This window comes from Ruegeria sp. CDSC054 (assembly GCF_059610645.1).
Window position 1 is genome coordinate 115,472 of record NZ_JBXWOA010000013.1, and the last position, 15,481, is coordinate 130,952.

At 57.4% G+C, this 15,481-nt stretch carries 14 protein-coding genes; 9 read left to right on the forward strand and 5 right to left on the reverse strand.

Annotated features, from left to right (window positions below; translation table 11 throughout):
- Nucleotides 1-27: 27 nt before the first annotated feature.
- On the reverse strand, nt 28-591 hold the full coding sequence (locus AC2FGC_RS19910) for a helix-turn-helix domain-containing protein (protein WP_496726665.1): 564 nt from the start codon (nt 589-591) through the stop codon (nt 28-30).
- A 118-nt stretch (nt 592-709) separates the two neighbouring features.
- Between AC2FGC_RS19910 and AC2FGC_RS19915 the strand changes: the two genes are divergently transcribed.
- The gene (locus AC2FGC_RS19915; RefSeq protein WP_496783258.1) at nt 710-1,885 is read left to right on the forward strand and encodes an acetyl-CoA C-acyltransferase family protein; all 1,176 of its coding nucleotides are present in this window, start codon (nt 710-712) and stop codon (nt 1,883-1,885) included.
- Between the two features lie 93 nt (nt 1,886-1,978).
- Here AC2FGC_RS19915 and ubiB read toward each other — a convergent pair whose 3' ends face one another.
- Both ubiB and ubiE read right to left on the reverse strand, forming a co-directional pair.
- The gene (gene ubiB / locus AC2FGC_RS19920; RefSeq protein ID WP_496783260.1) at nt 1,979-3,508 is read right to left on the reverse strand and encodes a 2-polyprenylphenol 6-hydroxylase; all 1,530 of its coding nucleotides are present in this window, start codon (nt 3,506-3,508) and stop codon (nt 1,979-1,981) included.
- Entirely contained in the window at nt 3,508-4,260 is a 753-nt protein-coding gene (gene ubiE, locus AC2FGC_RS19925; RefSeq protein ID WP_058272973.1) for a bifunctional demethylmenaquinone methyltransferase/2-methoxy-6-polyprenyl-1,4-benzoquinol methylase UbiE, read from the reverse strand. The genes ubiB and ubiE overlap by 1 nt, the downstream gene beginning before the upstream one ends.
- Before the next feature lie 86 nt (nt 4,261-4,346).
- Between ubiE and mutM the strand changes: the two genes are divergently transcribed.
- The 6 genes from mutM to recF all read left to right on the forward strand — a co-directional run bounded on the left by mutM (nt 4,347) and on the right by recF (nt 10,970).
- On the forward strand, nt 4,347-5,198 hold the full coding sequence (mutM, locus tag AC2FGC_RS19930) for a bifunctional DNA-formamidopyrimidine glycosylase/DNA-(apurinic or apyrimidinic site) lyase (protein ID WP_496726662.1): 852 nt from the start codon (nt 4,347-4,349) through the stop codon (nt 5,196-5,198).
- Between the two features lie 66 nt (nt 5,199-5,264).
- Nucleotides 5,265-6,041 (forward strand): acryloyl-CoA hydratase, encoded by a 777-nt coding sequence (gene acuK / locus AC2FGC_RS19935; protein ID WP_496726661.1) that lies wholly within the window; start codon nt 5,265-5,267, stop codon nt 6,039-6,041.
- A gap of 232 nt (nt 6,042-6,273) precedes the next feature.
- The gene (rpsT, locus tag AC2FGC_RS19940) at nt 6,274-6,537 is read left to right on the forward strand and encodes a 30S ribosomal protein S20 (RefSeq protein ID WP_496726660.1); all 264 of its coding nucleotides are present in this window, start codon (nt 6,274-6,276) and stop codon (nt 6,535-6,537) included.
- Between the two features lie 540 nt (nt 6,538-7,077).
- Complete coding sequence (dnaA, locus tag AC2FGC_RS19945) at nt 7,078-8,463, forward strand: chromosomal replication initiator protein DnaA (protein ID WP_496726659.1); 1,386 nt, start codon at nt 7,078-7,080, stop codon at nt 8,461-8,463.
- A 228-nt stretch (nt 8,464-8,691) separates the two neighbouring features.
- Nucleotides 8,692-9,813 (forward strand): DNA polymerase III subunit beta, encoded by a 1,122-nt coding sequence (gene dnaN, locus AC2FGC_RS19950; protein WP_496769684.1) that lies wholly within the window; start codon nt 8,692-8,694, stop codon nt 9,811-9,813.
- Nucleotides 9,814-9,872: 59 nt separating this feature from the next.
- Nucleotides 9,873-10,970, forward strand: coding sequence for a DNA replication/repair protein RecF (recF, locus tag AC2FGC_RS19955; RefSeq protein WP_496726655.1), 1,098 nt, complete (start codon nt 9,873-9,875; stop codon nt 10,968-10,970).
- Here the strand turns inward: recF and AC2FGC_RS19960 are convergent.
- Nucleotides 10,967-11,533: a carboxymuconolactone decarboxylase family protein gene (locus AC2FGC_RS19960; protein ID WP_108861618.1), complete on the reverse strand. Its 567-nt coding sequence runs from the start codon at nt 11,531-11,533 to the stop codon at nt 10,967-10,969. The genes recF and AC2FGC_RS19960 overlap by 4 nt on opposite strands.
- A gap of 99 nt (nt 11,534-11,632) precedes the next feature.
- Between AC2FGC_RS19960 and AC2FGC_RS19965 the strand changes: the two genes are divergently transcribed.
- Nucleotides 11,633-12,205 (forward strand): TetR/AcrR family transcriptional regulator, encoded by a 573-nt coding sequence (locus AC2FGC_RS19965; protein ID WP_496783262.1) that lies wholly within the window; start codon nt 11,633-11,635, stop codon nt 12,203-12,205.
- Between the two features lie 125 nt (nt 12,206-12,330).
- The gene (gyrB, locus tag AC2FGC_RS19970; RefSeq protein ID WP_496783263.1) at nt 12,331-14,748 is read left to right on the forward strand and encodes a DNA topoisomerase (ATP-hydrolyzing) subunit B; all 2,418 of its coding nucleotides are present in this window, start codon (nt 12,331-12,333) and stop codon (nt 14,746-14,748) included.
- 378 nt (nt 14,749-15,126) lie between these two features.
- On the opposite strand, the gene AC2FGC_RS19975 is transcribed toward gyrB, so the two are convergent.
- Nucleotides 15,127-15,481 (reverse strand): helix-turn-helix domain-containing protein (locus tag AC2FGC_RS19975; protein ID WP_496783266.1); only part of this gene is annotated, 355 nt, incomplete at its 5' end.

A 15,481-nucleotide genomic window follows, 5' to 3' on the forward strand; every position in this document is an offset into this window, starting at 1 on the left:
ATCCGCGAAGACGGAATTTCGCTGGAATTAGGCGTTTTTGACGATCAGGAAAACCCGCGCAGGCCCATTGGCGACGATCGAATGCGCGATGTCCGCCGAATAACGCGCCGTATCACCCTGTTTCAAGTCGCTGATGGCAGATCCCGAAGTCACACGAACCGCGCCTTCCAGCACGGTCAACTGCTCGCGTGCTCCACGGGCGTGGGGCTGGCTGTTCAGTGCGCCGTCTTTGTCGAACTGAATGTCGTAGACTTCGTGACCACCTGCTTCCTCGGGCGGCGACAGAATGCGAATCCGGCAGTTTTGGCCCATGTTGTCGATGCTGGGCACTTCGGATTTCCTAAGGACTTCGATCTGGTCCGTGTTGTTCGCGTCTTCGAGTAAACCGGCGAAATCCACCTGCAGCGCACGCGTCAGGTTCCACAGGGTCGAGATTGTCGGGCTGCTTTCGCCCCGCTCGATCTGACTGACCATCGATCTGGATACGCCGCTAAGATTTGCTACGGCTTCAAGCGAAAGGCCTTTGGCGCGGCGCGCCTCTTTCAGTCGGGCAGGCAGGCGTGTCAGGATATCGTCTGGGTTTTCCGTCATGACGGAATCTCATGCGCGTTTGTCCGTCATATGTCAATTCTGCTTGTGACGGTACGTTCCATGGGACAGCCTGATGCCGCAGATGCATAGTGCCGTCAAAGTCCGGAGGAGTAGAGACATGAAAGACATCGTGATTCTTGATGGTGCCCGCACCGCGATTGGTACTTTTGGCGGGGCGCTGGCATCAACCGCGCCGATTGATCTTGCGACCGTGGTGACGGAAGCGGCGATGGAACGTTCAGGGGTCGAACCGACCCAGATCGGCAGCGTTGTTTTTGGCCACGTGATCAACACCGAGCCACGCGATATGTACTTGTCGCGCGCCGCTGCAAAACAAGCGGGCATTCCGAACGAAACACCTGCGATGAATGTGAACCGCCTGTGCGGGTCGGGAGCGCAGGCGATTGTGTCCGCTGTGCAGTCTCTGATGTTGGGTGATGCAGAATTTGCCGTGGCCGGAGGTGCCGAAAGCATGTCGCGCAGCCCCTACATCGTACCTCAGGCGCGCTGGGGTGCGAAAATGGGGGATGTCAAATCTCTGGACATGATGTTGGGTGCGCTCAACTGTCCTTTCGGGACCGGGCATATGGGTGTGACGGCCGAAAACGTGGCAGACGAACATCAGATCACGCGTGAGCAAATGGATGAGTTTGCCCTAGCCAGCCAGACCCGTGCGGCAGCGGCGATTGGTGCCGGCTACTTCGAAAGCCAGATCGCACCGGTGCAGGTCAAAGTCAAACGAGACATGGTTGGTTTTACGGTCGACGAACACCCCAAGCAGACCTCGGCCGAGGCGCTGGCAGGACTGCGCCCGGCGTTCAAGAAGGACGGTCGGGTGACGGCTGGAAACGCGTCCGGCATCAACGACGGTGCCGCCGCGATGGTTCTGGCTACGGCTGAAGCAGCTGAGAAAGCGGGTCTGAAACCCAAGGCGCGTATTCTTGGATATGGTCACGCTGGTGTCCGTCCCGAGGTTATGGGGATCGGACCGGTTCCGGCCGTTCAGAACCTGATGGCACGTACGGGCCGGTCGATCGAGGACTTTGATGTGATCGAAAGCAACGAGGCCTTCGCGTCGCAAGCCTTGGCCGTAAACAAAGAACTGGGGCTGGATGCCGCCAAGGTGAATCCGAACGGGGGTGCAATTGCTTTGGGTCACCCGGTGGGCGCTACAGGCGCGATCATCACCCTTAAGGCGTTGTATGAGCTGGAACGCATCGGGGGGTCGAAGGGCCTGGTCACGATGTGCATTGGTGGTGGACAGGGTATCGCCATTGCCTTCGAGCGGATCTGATCTGGATCGGGCAGAGGGGGGCTGTCTGCCCCCCATCGCGCTTGCGCGACCCCCCCGAGGCTATTTTGGCCAGATGAAGCTGGCGGATTTGCCTTAGGTGAAGGCTGTCAGGATCAGGACAATTGCGGCGCCAGCAGCGGCGCCGATGGTTGCCGAAAGAATGGCCGCCGATAGGCCTTTGTTCTGAGTGTCGTCCTTTTGCGTCTGCGCGATCAGCGCATTTTCCACCAAAGCAGGCAGGCGCGGACCAAAGCGGGCCAGCACCATGGCGGTTTTGCCAAAATCCCGTAGTGCTGCGCGGGGACCGATGGATTGCTTGATGTAATCTTCGACAACCGGGCGGGCGACTTCCCAGATGTTGATGCGCGAGTCCAGTGACCGCGCCACGCCTTCGACGACCACCATTGTCCGTTGCAGCAGGATCAGTTCCGTGCGGGTTTCCATGCCGAACCGTTCTGTCACCTCGAACAGGTAATTCAGTAGGCGTCCCATCGAAATATGAGTGGCATCCATGCCAAAGATAGGCTCTCCGACCGCGCGCAGGGCGCGGGCGAACTCATCGACGTCCTGATTTGCCGGGACGTATCCGGCTTCGAAATGCACTTCGGCCACGCGCTTGTAGTCGCGGCGAATAAAGCCAAAGAGAATCTCGGCATAAACCCGGCGGGTATATTCGTCGATATGACCCATGATGCCATAGTCGTAGGCAATGATGTCCCCATTTGCCGCGACCTTCAGGTTGCCCTGATGCATGTCAGCGTGGAAAAAACCGTCACGCAGCGCGTGCAACAGGAACAGGCGCAGCACACGTTCCGCCAGATCGCCGCGGTCGTGCCCCGCAGCATCCAGCGCGATGTTGTCGCCCAGCGGAACGCCGTCGGCCCAGCTGAGCGTCATCACCCGGCGGGCAGACAGGGACCAGACGACCGGGGGCAGCCAGAAGCCTGTGTCGTTCTTGGTGTTGGCCGCATATTCCGACGCGGCTGCGCTTTCCAGCCGCAGGTCGAGCTCACCGCGGACCACGCCGTCGAAATGTTCGATCACCTCCATCGGACGCAGGCGGCGTGCACCGGGGGCGAATAGCTGCACGATGCGTGCGGCGAAATAAAATGCGTCTACATCCTTGCGGAAGGCGCGTTCGATGTTTGGGCGCAGAACTTTGACGGCGACGTCTTCACCGGTGCTAACCAGCTTGGCCTTGTGGACCTGAGCAATCGAGGCCGCGGCGATGGGTTCACTGAACTCGCTGAACACTTCGGAAACCGGCTGGCCCAGTTCCTTTTCAACCTCGGCCATGGCTTCGGCTTTAGAGAACGGGGGCAGCTTGTCCTGCAGCACGCGCAATTGTTCGGCCAACTCATCCCCGACCACATCGGGACGGGTCGACAGTACCTGACCAAACTTGATGTATGCCGGTCCAAGCGCCGTCAGCGCCCTTGTGGCGGGGGGCATGTCAGGATCGCCTTTGTAACCCAACCATTGGAACGGTTTTCCCAAAGCATGCGCCAGAAACCGGATTGCGCGCGGAGCCTCGAACGCGTCCAGCACAACGTTCATGGCGCCTGTGCGCTCAAGAGTGGCGCCTGTGCGGATCAGGCGAATGATGTTGTGTGGTCCGCGCATCAGATTTTCCAGCCGGAATGCAGCGCGGCGATGCCCATGCTCAGGTTGCGGTACTTGGCATTTTCAAATCCGGCCGCGCGGACCATGCCCAGAAATGTTTCCTGATCCGGGAAATTGCGGATCGATTCGACCAGATATTGATAGCTGTCGTAATCATTGGCGATCAGCTTGCCCATGCGCGGGATGACGTTGAAACTGTAAAGGTCATAGAGCTTTTGCAGCCCGTCATTGGGCAATTGGCTGAACTCCAACACCATCAGGCGGCCGCCGGGTTTGAGAACGCGAAACGCCTCGTTCAGGGCCTCTTGGGGGCGGGTCACGTTCCGGATGCCGAAAGAAATCGTGTAGACGTCAAATGTGTTGTCGTCGAAGGGCAGAGCCATGGCATCACCAACCACCCAATTCAGGCTGTCTGCCATCTGGTCGGCCTCGGCACGTTGGCGGCCTTCGACCAGCATGGGTTCGGTTAGATCCAGAACGGTGGCATGGCCATAGCCTGCGCGTTTCAGGAATCGAAACGAGATGTCACCGGTGCCGCCCGCCACGTCGAGCAGGCGCTGGCCTGGGCGCGGAGCAAGCCAGTCCATCATCGCGTCTTTCCAGACCCGGTGAATGCCCATCGACATGACATCGTTCATCACGTCGTATTTCGAGGCGACCGAGTTGAACACGCCCTGCACACGCCCGGCCTTTTCAGCCTCACGCACGGTTTCGAACCCAAAATGAGTGGTCTTGTCGCTGTTGTCGGACATTTGCCTTGCCGTTTTTCGAATTTCGCCTCTGTTATAGGGCTCTGGAACCGGGGCACAATGCGGCCCTTTGGAATAGGAGCCGTGTAATGCCGGAATTGCCCGAGGTCGAGACAGTAAGACGCGGCCTGAGCCCAGCGATGGAAGGCGTGGCGATCGACCGGGCAGAAGTGAATCGCCCTGATCTGCGCTGGCCTTTCCCTGAGCGGATGGCCGAGCGGTTGACCGGGCAGACGGTTCAGCGATTGCGTCGACGGTCGAAATACATTCTTGCCGATCTCAGCAGCGGTGAAACCCTGCTGATTCATTTGGGCATGTCAGGCCGGATGACCGTATCCGGCGATCCGCTGGGGCAATTCGCGCATGAACATCCGATGACCCAAAAACATGACCATGTGGTCTTTCACATGGCCAATGGTGCACGTGTCACGTTCAACGATCCGCGCCGGTTTGGTGCGATGGACCTGTTGCAGACAGCAACTGCGGACGATCACAAGCTGCTGTCTGTCCTCGGGCCGGAACCTCTGGGTAATGATTTTCACGAACAACATCTGATCGATGCGTTTCGGGGAAAGAACACTCCGATCAAATCCGCACTTTTAGATCAGGGAATCGTTGCCGGACTGGGTAATATCTACGTCTGCGAGGCGCTTTATCGCGGTCGTGTGTCGCCACGTCGCAAAGCCGGTCAAATTTCTGCGACCCGAGTCGCAGCACTTGTTCCAATCATCCGGAAGGTATTGCAGGACGCCATCGAAGCAGGTGGATCTTCCCTACGCGATTTCCGCCAAGCCGATGGAGAACTTGGATATTTTCAGCACAGCTTTGACGTCTATGGGCGCGAGGGCGAACCCTGCCGGACCGAAGGTTGTGGTACCCCGATCAAAAGAATCACCCAGTCCGGTCGCTCATCCTTCTACTGTACGCAATGCCAAAGATAGCTTGATCCAGCGAATTCGCGTGGTAAGGAATCGTACCTGAACGGAACAACCGGAAACTCTCATCTCATGGCTTTTGAGACGATCATCGTCGAAATCGAAGACCACGTCGCCCTTATCAAGCTCGACAGGCCCGATGCGCTGAATGCGCTGAACTCACAGCTGGCGCAGGAATTGTGCACCGCATTGGAAGATGCGGATAGCAACGACAAAGTGCGCTGCATCGTCATCACCGGGTCGGACAAGGCGTTCGCGGCAGGCGCGGACATCAAGGAAATGTCCGAGATGAGCTTTGTGGATGTCTACAGCTCGAACCTGTTTGGTGCTCTGAACGACCGCGTGTGCGCGATCCGTAAGCCAATCATTGCAGCCGTTGCCGGATATGCGTTGGGCGGCGGGTGTGAACTGGCGATGCTGTGCGATTTCATCATCGCAGCGGACACTGCCAAATTCGGCCAGCCCGAGATCAATCTTGGCGTCATTGCCGGGCTTGGGGGCAGCCAGCGCCTGACGCGGTTTGTCGGCAAGTCCAAATCCATGGACATGAACCTGACCGGCCGTTTCATGGACGCAGAAGAAGCCGAACGCGCTGGTCTTGTCAGTCGTGTTGTTCCCGCCAAGAAACTGATGGATGAGGCGATGGGCGCAGCCCAGAAGATCGCCGAAAAATCGCAGTTGACCGCAATGGCAGCCAAGGAATCGGTAAACCGCAGCTATGAGCTGCCGCTGAGCGAAGGCATGCTGTTCGAACGCCGTGTGTTCCATTCGATGTTCGCGACCGAGGATCAGAAGGAAGGCATGGCCGCGTTCCTGGAAAAACGCGCCGCGCAATTCCGAGACAAGTAATCGGTGCCCTGATCAAATCGAAACCGGCGGGCCTTTGCCCGCCTTTTTCATACCAGCTATCCGCATCAAAAGAATCGGCTTGGCAAACCCGGCCAACTTGGGTAGTAACCGCCGCTATACATGCGCGTGCGGCCCGCTTGGCCCGACTCACACTCGTGATTTCTGATCCGGTGCGGATATTCCGTGGCGCGCAACCCTAGACAACGTACCGAACCAAAGGTCAGAGACACACATGGCTAATTCGCCCCAAGCAAAAAAACGCGCTCGTCAGAACGAGAGCCGTTTCGCAATCAACAAAGCACGTCGTTCGCGCATCCGCACCTTTCTGCGTAAGGTAGAAGAAGCGATCGCATCCGGTGACAAGGACGCTGCAACCGCAGCACTGCGCGCAGCTCAGCCTGAACTGATGCGCGGCGTCACAAAAGGCGTTTTCCACAAGAACACCGCGTCGCGTAAAATGTCGCGTCTGTCGGCTCGTGTAAAAGCGCTGGGCTAAGATCTGGGTTGACCTTGGGTCAACCAAACAAGGTGAAATGATAGAAAATGCGCCGCGTCCTGCGGCGCTTTTTTTTTGCTGTTGCCGGAAAGCCGCGCCTTCACAAACCCGAGAGATTCTTTCGGCGAAAGATACGAGTCAATATCAGAGTTTCGTTGCCGGATGCCTTGGCCTCTTGCTACCACTGTTACAGCGATTCACTCGCTTGGGGGGACAGGCTGTTCCAACGACCAAACTGACGGGCATCAGGACGGTCAGGAACGAATGTTGGCAACTGGTTTGCTAATCTGCTGCGGTCCTTGGGTCACCAGGGAACCAAGCCCTGTCGAATATGAGATTGCGTTGCGCAACCCTGTTTTCAGGGCGTTCCGGGTATGGAGCGCCGGAATATAGGGATGTGCGGACTTTCCAAAACACACCCGCCAAACTTCTGCGGTTTGGCGTTGGTTACCCTTTTGCGTGTGAAAGCTTAATCCGGGCAACCGGAAAATAGCAATAAGGCCGACAGGCCAATAAAGAATGGGATGCGTGAGGCGCTTAATGACACAAGAGAAATGGGGACTACTACGTAACAAGTTGCTCAAGGCCATCGGAAAAAACAACTACACGACCTGGATCGAACCTCTTGAATTCCAAGAGCTGCAGGACGGTGTAGCGGTGTTTTCCGTGCCGACAAATTTCATGGGCAACTATGTCAGTCAGAACTTTGCGGATCTCATATTGTATGAGATGAACACCGCAGGGGAAACGGTTCAACGACTGACCTTTCGCGTCGCTGCCAACTCACCGGCGCGCCCTAAGGCAGAGGCCGAATCCGAGCCGACAGTTGTGCGGGATGCACCTGTTGCGCCGCAGATGGAAGCCGCGAATGGGGCATTTGAGTCCTTGCAGGCCGCGCCGCTGGATTCCCGCTTTACCTTCGACAGTTTTGTCGTTGGCAAACCCAACGAACTGGCCCATGCCGCGGCGCGTCGTGTGTCTGAAGGTGGTCCTGTGACCTTCAACCCGCTGGTTCTTTACGGTGGCGTTGGTCTGGGTAAGACGCACCTGATGCACGCTATTGCATGGGAGCTGAAAACAAAGCACCCCGAGTTGAACGTGCTCTATTTGTCGGCGGAACAGTTCATGTACCGCTTTGTGCAGGCCTTGCGCGAACGCCGGATGATGGACTTCAAACATCTGTTCCGGTCGGTTGACGTGTTGATGGTGGACGATGTGCAGTTTATCGCCGGCAAAGATTCGACACAGGAAGAGTTTTTTCACACATTCAATGCGCTGGTAGACCAGAACAAGCAGATCATCATCTCGGCCGACCGCGCCCCGGGTGAGATCAAAGACCTTGAGGATCGGGTGAAATCGCGTCTGCAATGTGGTCTGGTGGTCGATTTGCACCCAACCGACTATGAGCTGCGACTGGGCATCCTGCAAAACAAGGTGCAGCAATACAGCAGCACATATCCCGACCTGACAATTGCCGATGGCGTCCTGGAGTTCCTGGCGCACCGGATCTCAACCAATGTTCGTGTGCTGGAAGGCGCTCTGACCCGTCTGTTCGCTTTTGCCTCGTTGGTGGGGCGCGAGATCGACATGGAGCTGACGCAGGACTGCCTGGCCGATGTGCTGCGCGCATCCGAGCGCAAGATCACTGTCGAAGAGATTCAGCGTAAAGTGTCAGACTATTACAACATCCGCCTGTCCGACATCATTGGGCCTAAACGCCTGCGGTCTTATGCCCGCCCGCGTCAGGTTGCGATGTATCTGTGCAAGCGACTGACCAGCCGGTCGCTGCCGGAAATCGGCCGCCGGTTCGGAGGACGTGACCACACGACTGTCATGCACGGCGTAAAACGCATCGAAGAGCTGAAAACCACAGACGGCCAGATTGCCGAAGATGTGGAAATGCTGCGGCGCGCGCTGGAAGCCTGAGCTCCTACCCATATCACGTTAGAAACGCCCCGGACCCTCACGCCCGGGGCGTTTTCTTGTGCGCTATTTTCCACGGATGGAAATGAACTGTGCCTGCTGGGCCACGCGGCCCTTGACGCTTTGGGCAATCCGACCGAGAAATCCATAAAAAATCCTTGTGCCTCAGGGCGGAACCGCTAACGTGCCAGTCCCGCCTATTTCGGCACGCAAGTCAGAGGAATTAAGGGTATGAAGATCAGCATCGAACGCGGCACCCTTCTCAAGGCCGTTTCCCAGGCCCAATCTGTTGTCGAACGCCGCAACACCATTCCCATACTTGCCAACGTTTTGATCGAAGCCGAAGGCGATCAGGCGATGTTCCGGGCGACCGATCTGGATATCGAAGTTGTCGACAAGGCGCCTGCGCAGGTCGAAAAAGCCGGGGCTACAACGGTCGCCGCAACGACTTTGCATGAGATCGTGCGCAAGCTTCCGGATGGCGCGTTGGTGACACTGACCGCCGACAGCGCCGCAGGTCGTCTGACGGTTGAAGCAGGCCGGTCGAATTTCTCATTGGCGACGCTGCCGAAGGAAGATTTCCCGGTGATGGCGTCCTCGGAATACCAGTCGAACTTTACGGCCTCGGCAGCCTTGCTGCGCCGGTTGTTCGATAAGTCGAAATTTGCCATCTCGACCGAAGAGACGCGTTACTATCTGAACGGCGTTTATATGCATGTGGCCGACGGATCCGATGGCGGCAAGGTGCTGCGCTGTGTGGCCACCGATGGCCACCGACTGGCGCGCATCGATGCGGATCTGCCCGATGGCGCTGCAGACATGCCCGGTGTGATCGTACCGCGCAAAACCGTGGGCGAACTGCGCAAGCTTCTGGACGACGATGAGATGGATATCGCTGTGTCGGTCAGCGAAACGAAGGTGCGATTTGCAACCCCGGATATCACGCTGACCTCAAAAGTGATCGACGGCACGTTCCCGGATTACACACGCGTTATTCCGCAGGGCAATACACGCCAGCTGGAAGTTGACGCGGCCGAGTTCGCACAGGCTGTGGACCGTGTTGCGACAGTGTCGTCCGAACGGTCTCGTGCCGTAAAGCTGCAGCTGGATACCGATAAGCTGGTGCTGTCGGTCAACGCGCCAGACAGCGGCGCGGCCGAGGAAGAACTGGCAGTCGCTTATGGTGATGAGCGCCTGGAGATCGGGTTCAACGCAAAATACCTGCTGGAAATCGCTTCGCAGGTGGATCGTGAGAACGCCGTTTTCCTGTTCAATTCAGCCGCCGACCCGACCCTGATGCGCGAGGGCGGTGACCAGAGCGCCGTGTACGTCGTCATGCCGATGCGCGTCTGATCGCACGGACGTGCGATGCCTCCGGCGGGAGTATTTTTGAAAAGATGAAGGGAGGGGTCATGGGTTTGGCCCTGACCGAGCTTACCGTCTCGCATTTTCGGTCCCACAAGCTGGCGCGACTATCTTTGGATGGTCGGCCTGTTGCGATTCACGGGCCGAACGGCGCGGGCAAGACAAACATCCTGGAAGCGGTGTCCCTGTTTTCTCCCGGTCGCGGAATGCGGCGGGCCAGCGCGGCCGAGATGACCCGACGCCCCGAGGCGCTAGGTTGGAAACTGACCGGGGTGCTGCAGGCGCAGGGGCGACAATACGAGATAGAAACCTGGTCCGAGGGCGGTGTCGCGCGGCAGGTTCGCATTGATGGCAAGGCGTCCAGCCAGATTGATCTGGGCAAGCTGGCGCGGATTGTCTGGTTGATCCCGTCAATGGACCGGATTTGGATCGAGGGGGCCGAAGGACGTCGGCGTTTTCTGGACCGGATCGCGCTGAGTTTCGACCCAGCCCATGCTGAGGCGTCTTTGACTTACGAAAAATCCATGCGCGAACGGAATCGCCTGCTGAAAGAGCAGGTGCGGGATGCGCATTGGTATGCCGCACTTGAAGGGCAGATGGCGGAGACTGGTCACCGCATCCACGCGGCGCGGCTTTCGGCGCTTGATCATCTGCGCGCGGCGCAGGATCAGGCGGAAACCGCGTTTCCATCGGCGGACTTGGAGCTGGTACAGACCGAAGGTGCGATGCCGGAAACGGAAGCGGATCTGCGCGAAGCACTTAGTGAAAGCCGGTTCCGGGATCTGGCGGCTGGACGTACACTGGTGGGGCCGCATCGGTCGGACGTGTACGGGGTGTTCGCTGCCAAGGGCGTCCCGGCCAAGGATTGCTCGACCGGTGAGCAGAAGGCTTTGTTGGTCTCATTGATCCTGTCGAACGCACGGGCCTTGGCGAGTATGATCGGCGCACCCCCGATCGTGTTGTTGGACGAGGTGGCGGCGCATCTGGACGCGGATCGGCGCGCGGCGCTGTATGATGAGATTTGTGCGCTGGGCGCTCAGGCCTGGATGACTGGCACCGGGCCTGAGCTGTTTGCGGAACTGGGCGACCGGGCCCAAACATTGATCGTGAGTGATGGCTTTGAGGGCTCGGTCGTGTCCGCTTAGGCCGGCTCGCCGACCTTACGTTCCCACAGGAAGCCGCGCATGACTTCGTCAACCGGGGTTTTTGCCATGTGGTTCACGTAGTTCGACATGGTTTTTTGCGCCAGGCCGAGAACCACATCCAAAACTGCGCGGTGCGAGTAGCCCGCATCAAAGAACGCCTGCAGCTGTGCTTCGGTCGGGTTGCCGCGGGTTTCCATCATTTGCAGGGTGAAGGTGCGCAGTGCTTCAAGCTTGGCCGACGGCAGCGGGGTTTCATTGCGCAGGGCTTCGGTGATCTCGTCCGAAACCTTCATCATCTTGGCGATGCCGGTATGTGCGGGTACGCAATAGTGGCATTCGTTTTCCACGTTGATGGTCTGCCAGACGACGGTTTTTTCGTCGTTGTCGAAATCGGTCTGCATGAACAGGCCGTGCAGAACTTGATAGCCTTCAAGATGCTGGGGGCTTTCGGCCATGACCTTGTGCAGGCCGGGCAGGCGACCAAAAGCGGCCTGCGATTTCTCCAGCAACGGTTTGGACCCTTCGGGGGCGGATTCGAGATCATGTGACGGGAAATTGGCCATGTCGGAACTCCTTTTCTGGCGCGTTCAGGCAGAAATAGTCTTTCTTGAGTGATCACTCAAGTATATATTTGAGCAATCGTTCAAGAATTGGTGAAGGTGATGCCTCGCAAACCCGAATATGACCGTGATGACCTGATTGCCCGGGCCAGGGATGTTTTCTGGCGTCAGGGTTGGGCTGGCACATCCCTGAAAGACCTTGAACGCGAGTTGAAGTTGAAACCTGGCAGTTTCTATGCGGCATTCGGATCCAAGGACGCTTTGTATGGGCTGGCACTGCAACGCTACGCACAAGAGGGTGTCGCGCGATTGAAGGCTCTGGCTGACCGGTTAGGACCGTTGGAAGCTTTGAAGGCGCAGCCGCGTTTGGTGATCGAGGCCAGCGGAGCGCCAGCAAAAGCCTGCATGTTAGCTAAGACCTATGCTGAATTGCAGGCCAAAGATCACGAACTGGCGGGGCAGGCGGGTGTCCTCATGTCCGAGATGAAGGCCTGTTTTGCGGACCTGTTCCGTCAGGCGCAGGAGGCCGGAGATATCGCCGCCGAACATGATCCGAACCGGCTGGCGACGCGTTATCAATCTGACCTTTTGGGGCTGCGTTTGTCGGCCGAGCGCAGTGATGTCGACGCCCATGAAATCGCAGCGGATATAGCGGCCGATATCGACCGTTTGTAGGGATTCGGCAGTCAGCTACCGAAAGAAACGAAATCACGCAAGACCGACACAAAATGTTGGGGTAGCGCGTGACAATCTCCCCCAGAAAACGTATAAGTTACCAAAATAATATAGGTACTGACGGCATGTCCGAAGACGCACAGGCACCCCAGGAATACGGTGCAGATTCCATTAAAGTTCTCAAAGGGTTAGAGGCAGTTCGAAAGCGCCCCGGCATGTATATCGGGGATACGGACGATGGCTCGGGCCTGCACCATATGGTGTACGAGGTCGTGGACAATGGAATTGACGAAGCTTTGGCCGGTCACGCCGACCATGTAACCGTCAAAATCCACGCGGATTCCAGTGTTTCTGTCAGCGACAACGGCCGCGGAATTCCCGTCGACATTCACCCCGAAGAGGGGGTTTCCGCCGCCGAAGTGATCATGACCCAGCTGCATGCCGGCGGCAAGTTCGACAGCAATTCCTACAAGGTGTCGGGCGGTCTTCACGGTGTGGGTGTTTCAGTTGTGAACGCACTGTCCAACTGGCTGGAATTGCGTGTCTGGCGCAACGGTAAAGAACACGTTGCACGGTTCGAAGGTGGTGAGACGGTCGAGCATCTGAAAGTTGTCGCTGAATGCGGTGACCGGACCGGAACCGAGGTGCGGTTTCTGGCGTCGACCGATACGTTCTCAAACCTGGAATACTCTTTTGAAACGCTGGAAAAGCGTCTGCGCGAACTGGCCTTCCTGAACTCGGGCGTGCGGATCATCCTGATCGACGAACGCCCGGCAGAACGGTTAGAGACCGAATTGTTTTACGAAGGCGGCGTCAAGGAATTCGTCAAATACCTGGACCGCTCCAAAACGTCCGCAATGCCCGAACCGATCTATATCAAAGGTGAGCGCGACGATATCGGTGTCGAAATCGCCATGTGGTGGAATGACAGCTATCACGAGACAGTCCTGCCCTTCACCAACAACATCCCACAGCGCGATGGCGGAACCCATATTGCCGGTTTCCGCGGTGCGCTGACCCGGACCATCAATAATTATGCCCAGACCAGCGGGATCGCGAAAAAGGAAAAGGTCAGCTTCACCGGCGACGATGCGCGTGAGGGTCTGACCTGTGTGCTGTCGGTCAAAGTCCCCGACCCTAAATTCTCGTCCCAGACCAAGGACAAGCTGGTGTCATCCGAAGTGCGCCCTGCAGTCGAAGGTCTGATGAACGAAAAGCTGGCTGAATGGTTCGAAGAAAATCCGAACGTGGCCAAGATTATTGTCGGCAAAATTATCGAGGCCGCTTTGGCCCGTGAAGCCGCTCGCAAGGCGCGCGAGCTGACCCGCCGCAAAACGGCAATGGATGTGAATTTTCTGGCAGGCAAGCTCAAGGATTGTTCGGAAAAGGACCCGACCAAAACCGAAGTCTTCCTGGTTGAGGGTGATTCCGCAGGCGGATCAGCGCAAACGGGCCGCGATCGGCAAACTCAGGCAATTTTGCCTCTCAAAGGTAAAATCCTGAACGTTGAACGTGCTCGGTTTGACCGGATGTTGTCATCTCAGGAAATCGGCAACCTCGTCATGGCGCTGGGCACCGGGATCGGGCGAGACGAGTTCAATATCGAAAAACTGCGCTATCATAAAATCGTCATCATGACCGATGCGGACGTCGACGGTGCGCATATCCGGACATTGCTGTTGACGTTTTTCTACCGGCAGATGCCTGAGCTGATTGAGGGCGGTTATCTCTACATCGCCCAACCGCCGCTTTACAAAGTGGCGCGCGGAAAATCCGAAGTGTACCTGAAGGATCAGGCCGCGATGGATGAATACCTGGTCAACCAAGGTGTCGAAGGGGCAGTTCTGAAGCTCGGTTCTGGCGAAGAGATCCTGGGTCAGGATCTGACGCGCATTGTCGACGAAGCGCGTCAGTTGAAGCGCGTCTTGGACGCCTTCCCAACCCATTATCCACGTCACATCCTGGAACAGGCCGCTGTTGCAGGTGCTTTTGTTCCGGGCGCGGTCGATGCGGACTTGCAGGGCGTGGCAGACAAAGTCGCGGCCCGTCTGGACCTGATTGCGCTGGAATACGAACGCGGCTGGCAGGGTCGGATCACGCAGGATCACGGAATTCGTCTGGCCCGTATTTTGCGCGGCGTGGAAGAGGTGCGTACCTTGGACGGCCCGATGCTGCGTTCGGGTGAGGCGCGCAAGACCGGCAGCTTCACGCAAAGTCTGCAAGAGATCTACAACACCCCGGCAACGCTGGTCCGTCGCGACCGGTCACAGGCAATTCACGGCCCGCTTGATCTGCTGCGCGCCATTCTGGAAGAAGGTGAAAAGGGCCTGTCGCTGCAGCGCTACAAAGGTCTGGGTGAGATGAACCCGGATCAGCTCTGGGAAACGACGCTGGACCCGGACGCACGTACGCTTTTGCAGGTGCGGGTGGACGACATGGTCGAAGCGGATGATCTGTTCACCAAGCTTATGGGAGACGTGGTGGAACCTCGCCGCGAGTTCATCCAGCAAAATGCCCTGAGCGTGGAGAACCTGGATTTCTAGGATCTTGTAGGTGCGCCCATAGCTTTGCATTTCGCCCAAAGAGTTGCATTTTTAGCCCAAAACTTTGGGCGCATTAACCTTCAACTTTCTTGGTTCGAGGCTCCATATCTTCGGGTCTCATTCTTTGCTTGTTTCGCGCCATCGCCGTATTGCCGGGGAAGGTTTTCGGATGGCCGCTTCCAGCCCGAAGCGGACCTTCGCAACCAAGCTTTGCTAACTCCGAAATACACAACGAAACGGCCAGTTGCAGAGGTTGTATCGGCGGTGGCAACCAACCATTCATGTCGTCGACTAACCTGTTCAACGTCGCACTACAACTTCTCCGAACTGATCCCACGAGGACCTAATCTTCGAAGCGTTCATTTGGCTCGACCACATTTACTTGCTTCGGAACTTGGTCGGTGTCATTCCGGTCTGACCTCGGAAAAAGCGAGTGAAATGGGACTTGTCAGAATAGCCGAGCATCAGTCCGATCTCTGCAATTGTCATCTGGTTTTGTTTGAGGTGCTCCTTGGCGACATCGATACGCAGCCGTTTGATTTCGCGCGGTAGCGTTGTGCCTTGTTTTTGAAGCGCTTTCAGAAACCGTTCCGGTTGTATTCCCAGCATTCCAGCCACCATCTCTGGTCCCAAATCGGTTTCATACAGTTTGTCGCGTAAGACAGATCGCAAAGCTGCCACCACGGTTACTTCTTCATCTTGTCGAAGTGATGCTATGGGCTTGGCAGAACCC

What these genes read in the sequence shown, in the direction of transcription:
- AC2FGC_RS19910 (WP_496726665.1), bottom strand. Translation starts at nt 591, where the DNA reads ATGACGGAAAACCCAGACGATATCCTGACACGCCTGCCTGCCCGACTG.
- AC2FGC_RS19965 (WP_496783262.1), top strand. Translation starts at nt 11,633, where the DNA reads ATGCCTCGCAAACCCGAATATGACCGTGATGACCTGATTGCCCGGGCC.
- gyrB (WP_496783263.1), top strand. Translation starts at nt 12,331, where the DNA reads ATGTCCGAAGACGCACAGGCACCCCAGGAATACGGTGCAGATTCCATT.
- AC2FGC_RS19960 (WP_108861618.1), bottom strand. Translation starts at nt 11,533, where the DNA reads ATGGCCAATTTCCCGTCACATGATCTCGAATCCGCCCCCGAAGGGTCC.
- dnaN (WP_496769684.1), top strand. Translation starts at nt 8,692, where the DNA reads ATGAAGATCAGCATCGAACGCGGCACCCTTCTCAAGGCCGTTTCCCAG.
- rpsT (WP_496726660.1), top strand. Translation starts at nt 6,274, where the DNA reads ATGGCTAATTCGCCCCAAGCAAAAAAACGCGCTCGTCAGAACGAGAGC.
- recF (WP_496726655.1), top strand. Translation starts at nt 9,873, where the DNA reads ATGGGTTTGGCCCTGACCGAGCTTACCGTCTCGCATTTTCGGTCCCAC.
- mutM (WP_496726662.1), top strand. Translation starts at nt 4,347, where the DNA reads ATGCCGGAATTGCCCGAGGTCGAGACAGTAAGACGCGGCCTGAGCCCA.
- AC2FGC_RS19915 (WP_496783258.1), top strand. Translation starts at nt 710, where the DNA reads ATGAAAGACATCGTGATTCTTGATGGTGCCCGCACCGCGATTGGTACT.
- ubiB (WP_496783260.1), bottom strand. Translation starts at nt 3,508, where the DNA reads ATGCGCGGACCACACAACATCATTCGCCTGATCCGCACAGGCGCCACT.
- ubiE (WP_058272973.1), bottom strand. Translation starts at nt 4,260, where the DNA reads ATGTCCGACAACAGCGACAAGACCACTCATTTTGGGTTCGAAACCGTG.
- dnaA (WP_496726659.1), top strand. Translation starts at nt 7,078, where the DNA reads ATGACACAAGAGAAATGGGGACTACTACGTAACAAGTTGCTCAAGGCC.
- acuK (WP_496726661.1), top strand. Translation starts at nt 5,265, where the DNA reads ATGGCTTTTGAGACGATCATCGTCGAAATCGAAGACCACGTCGCCCTT.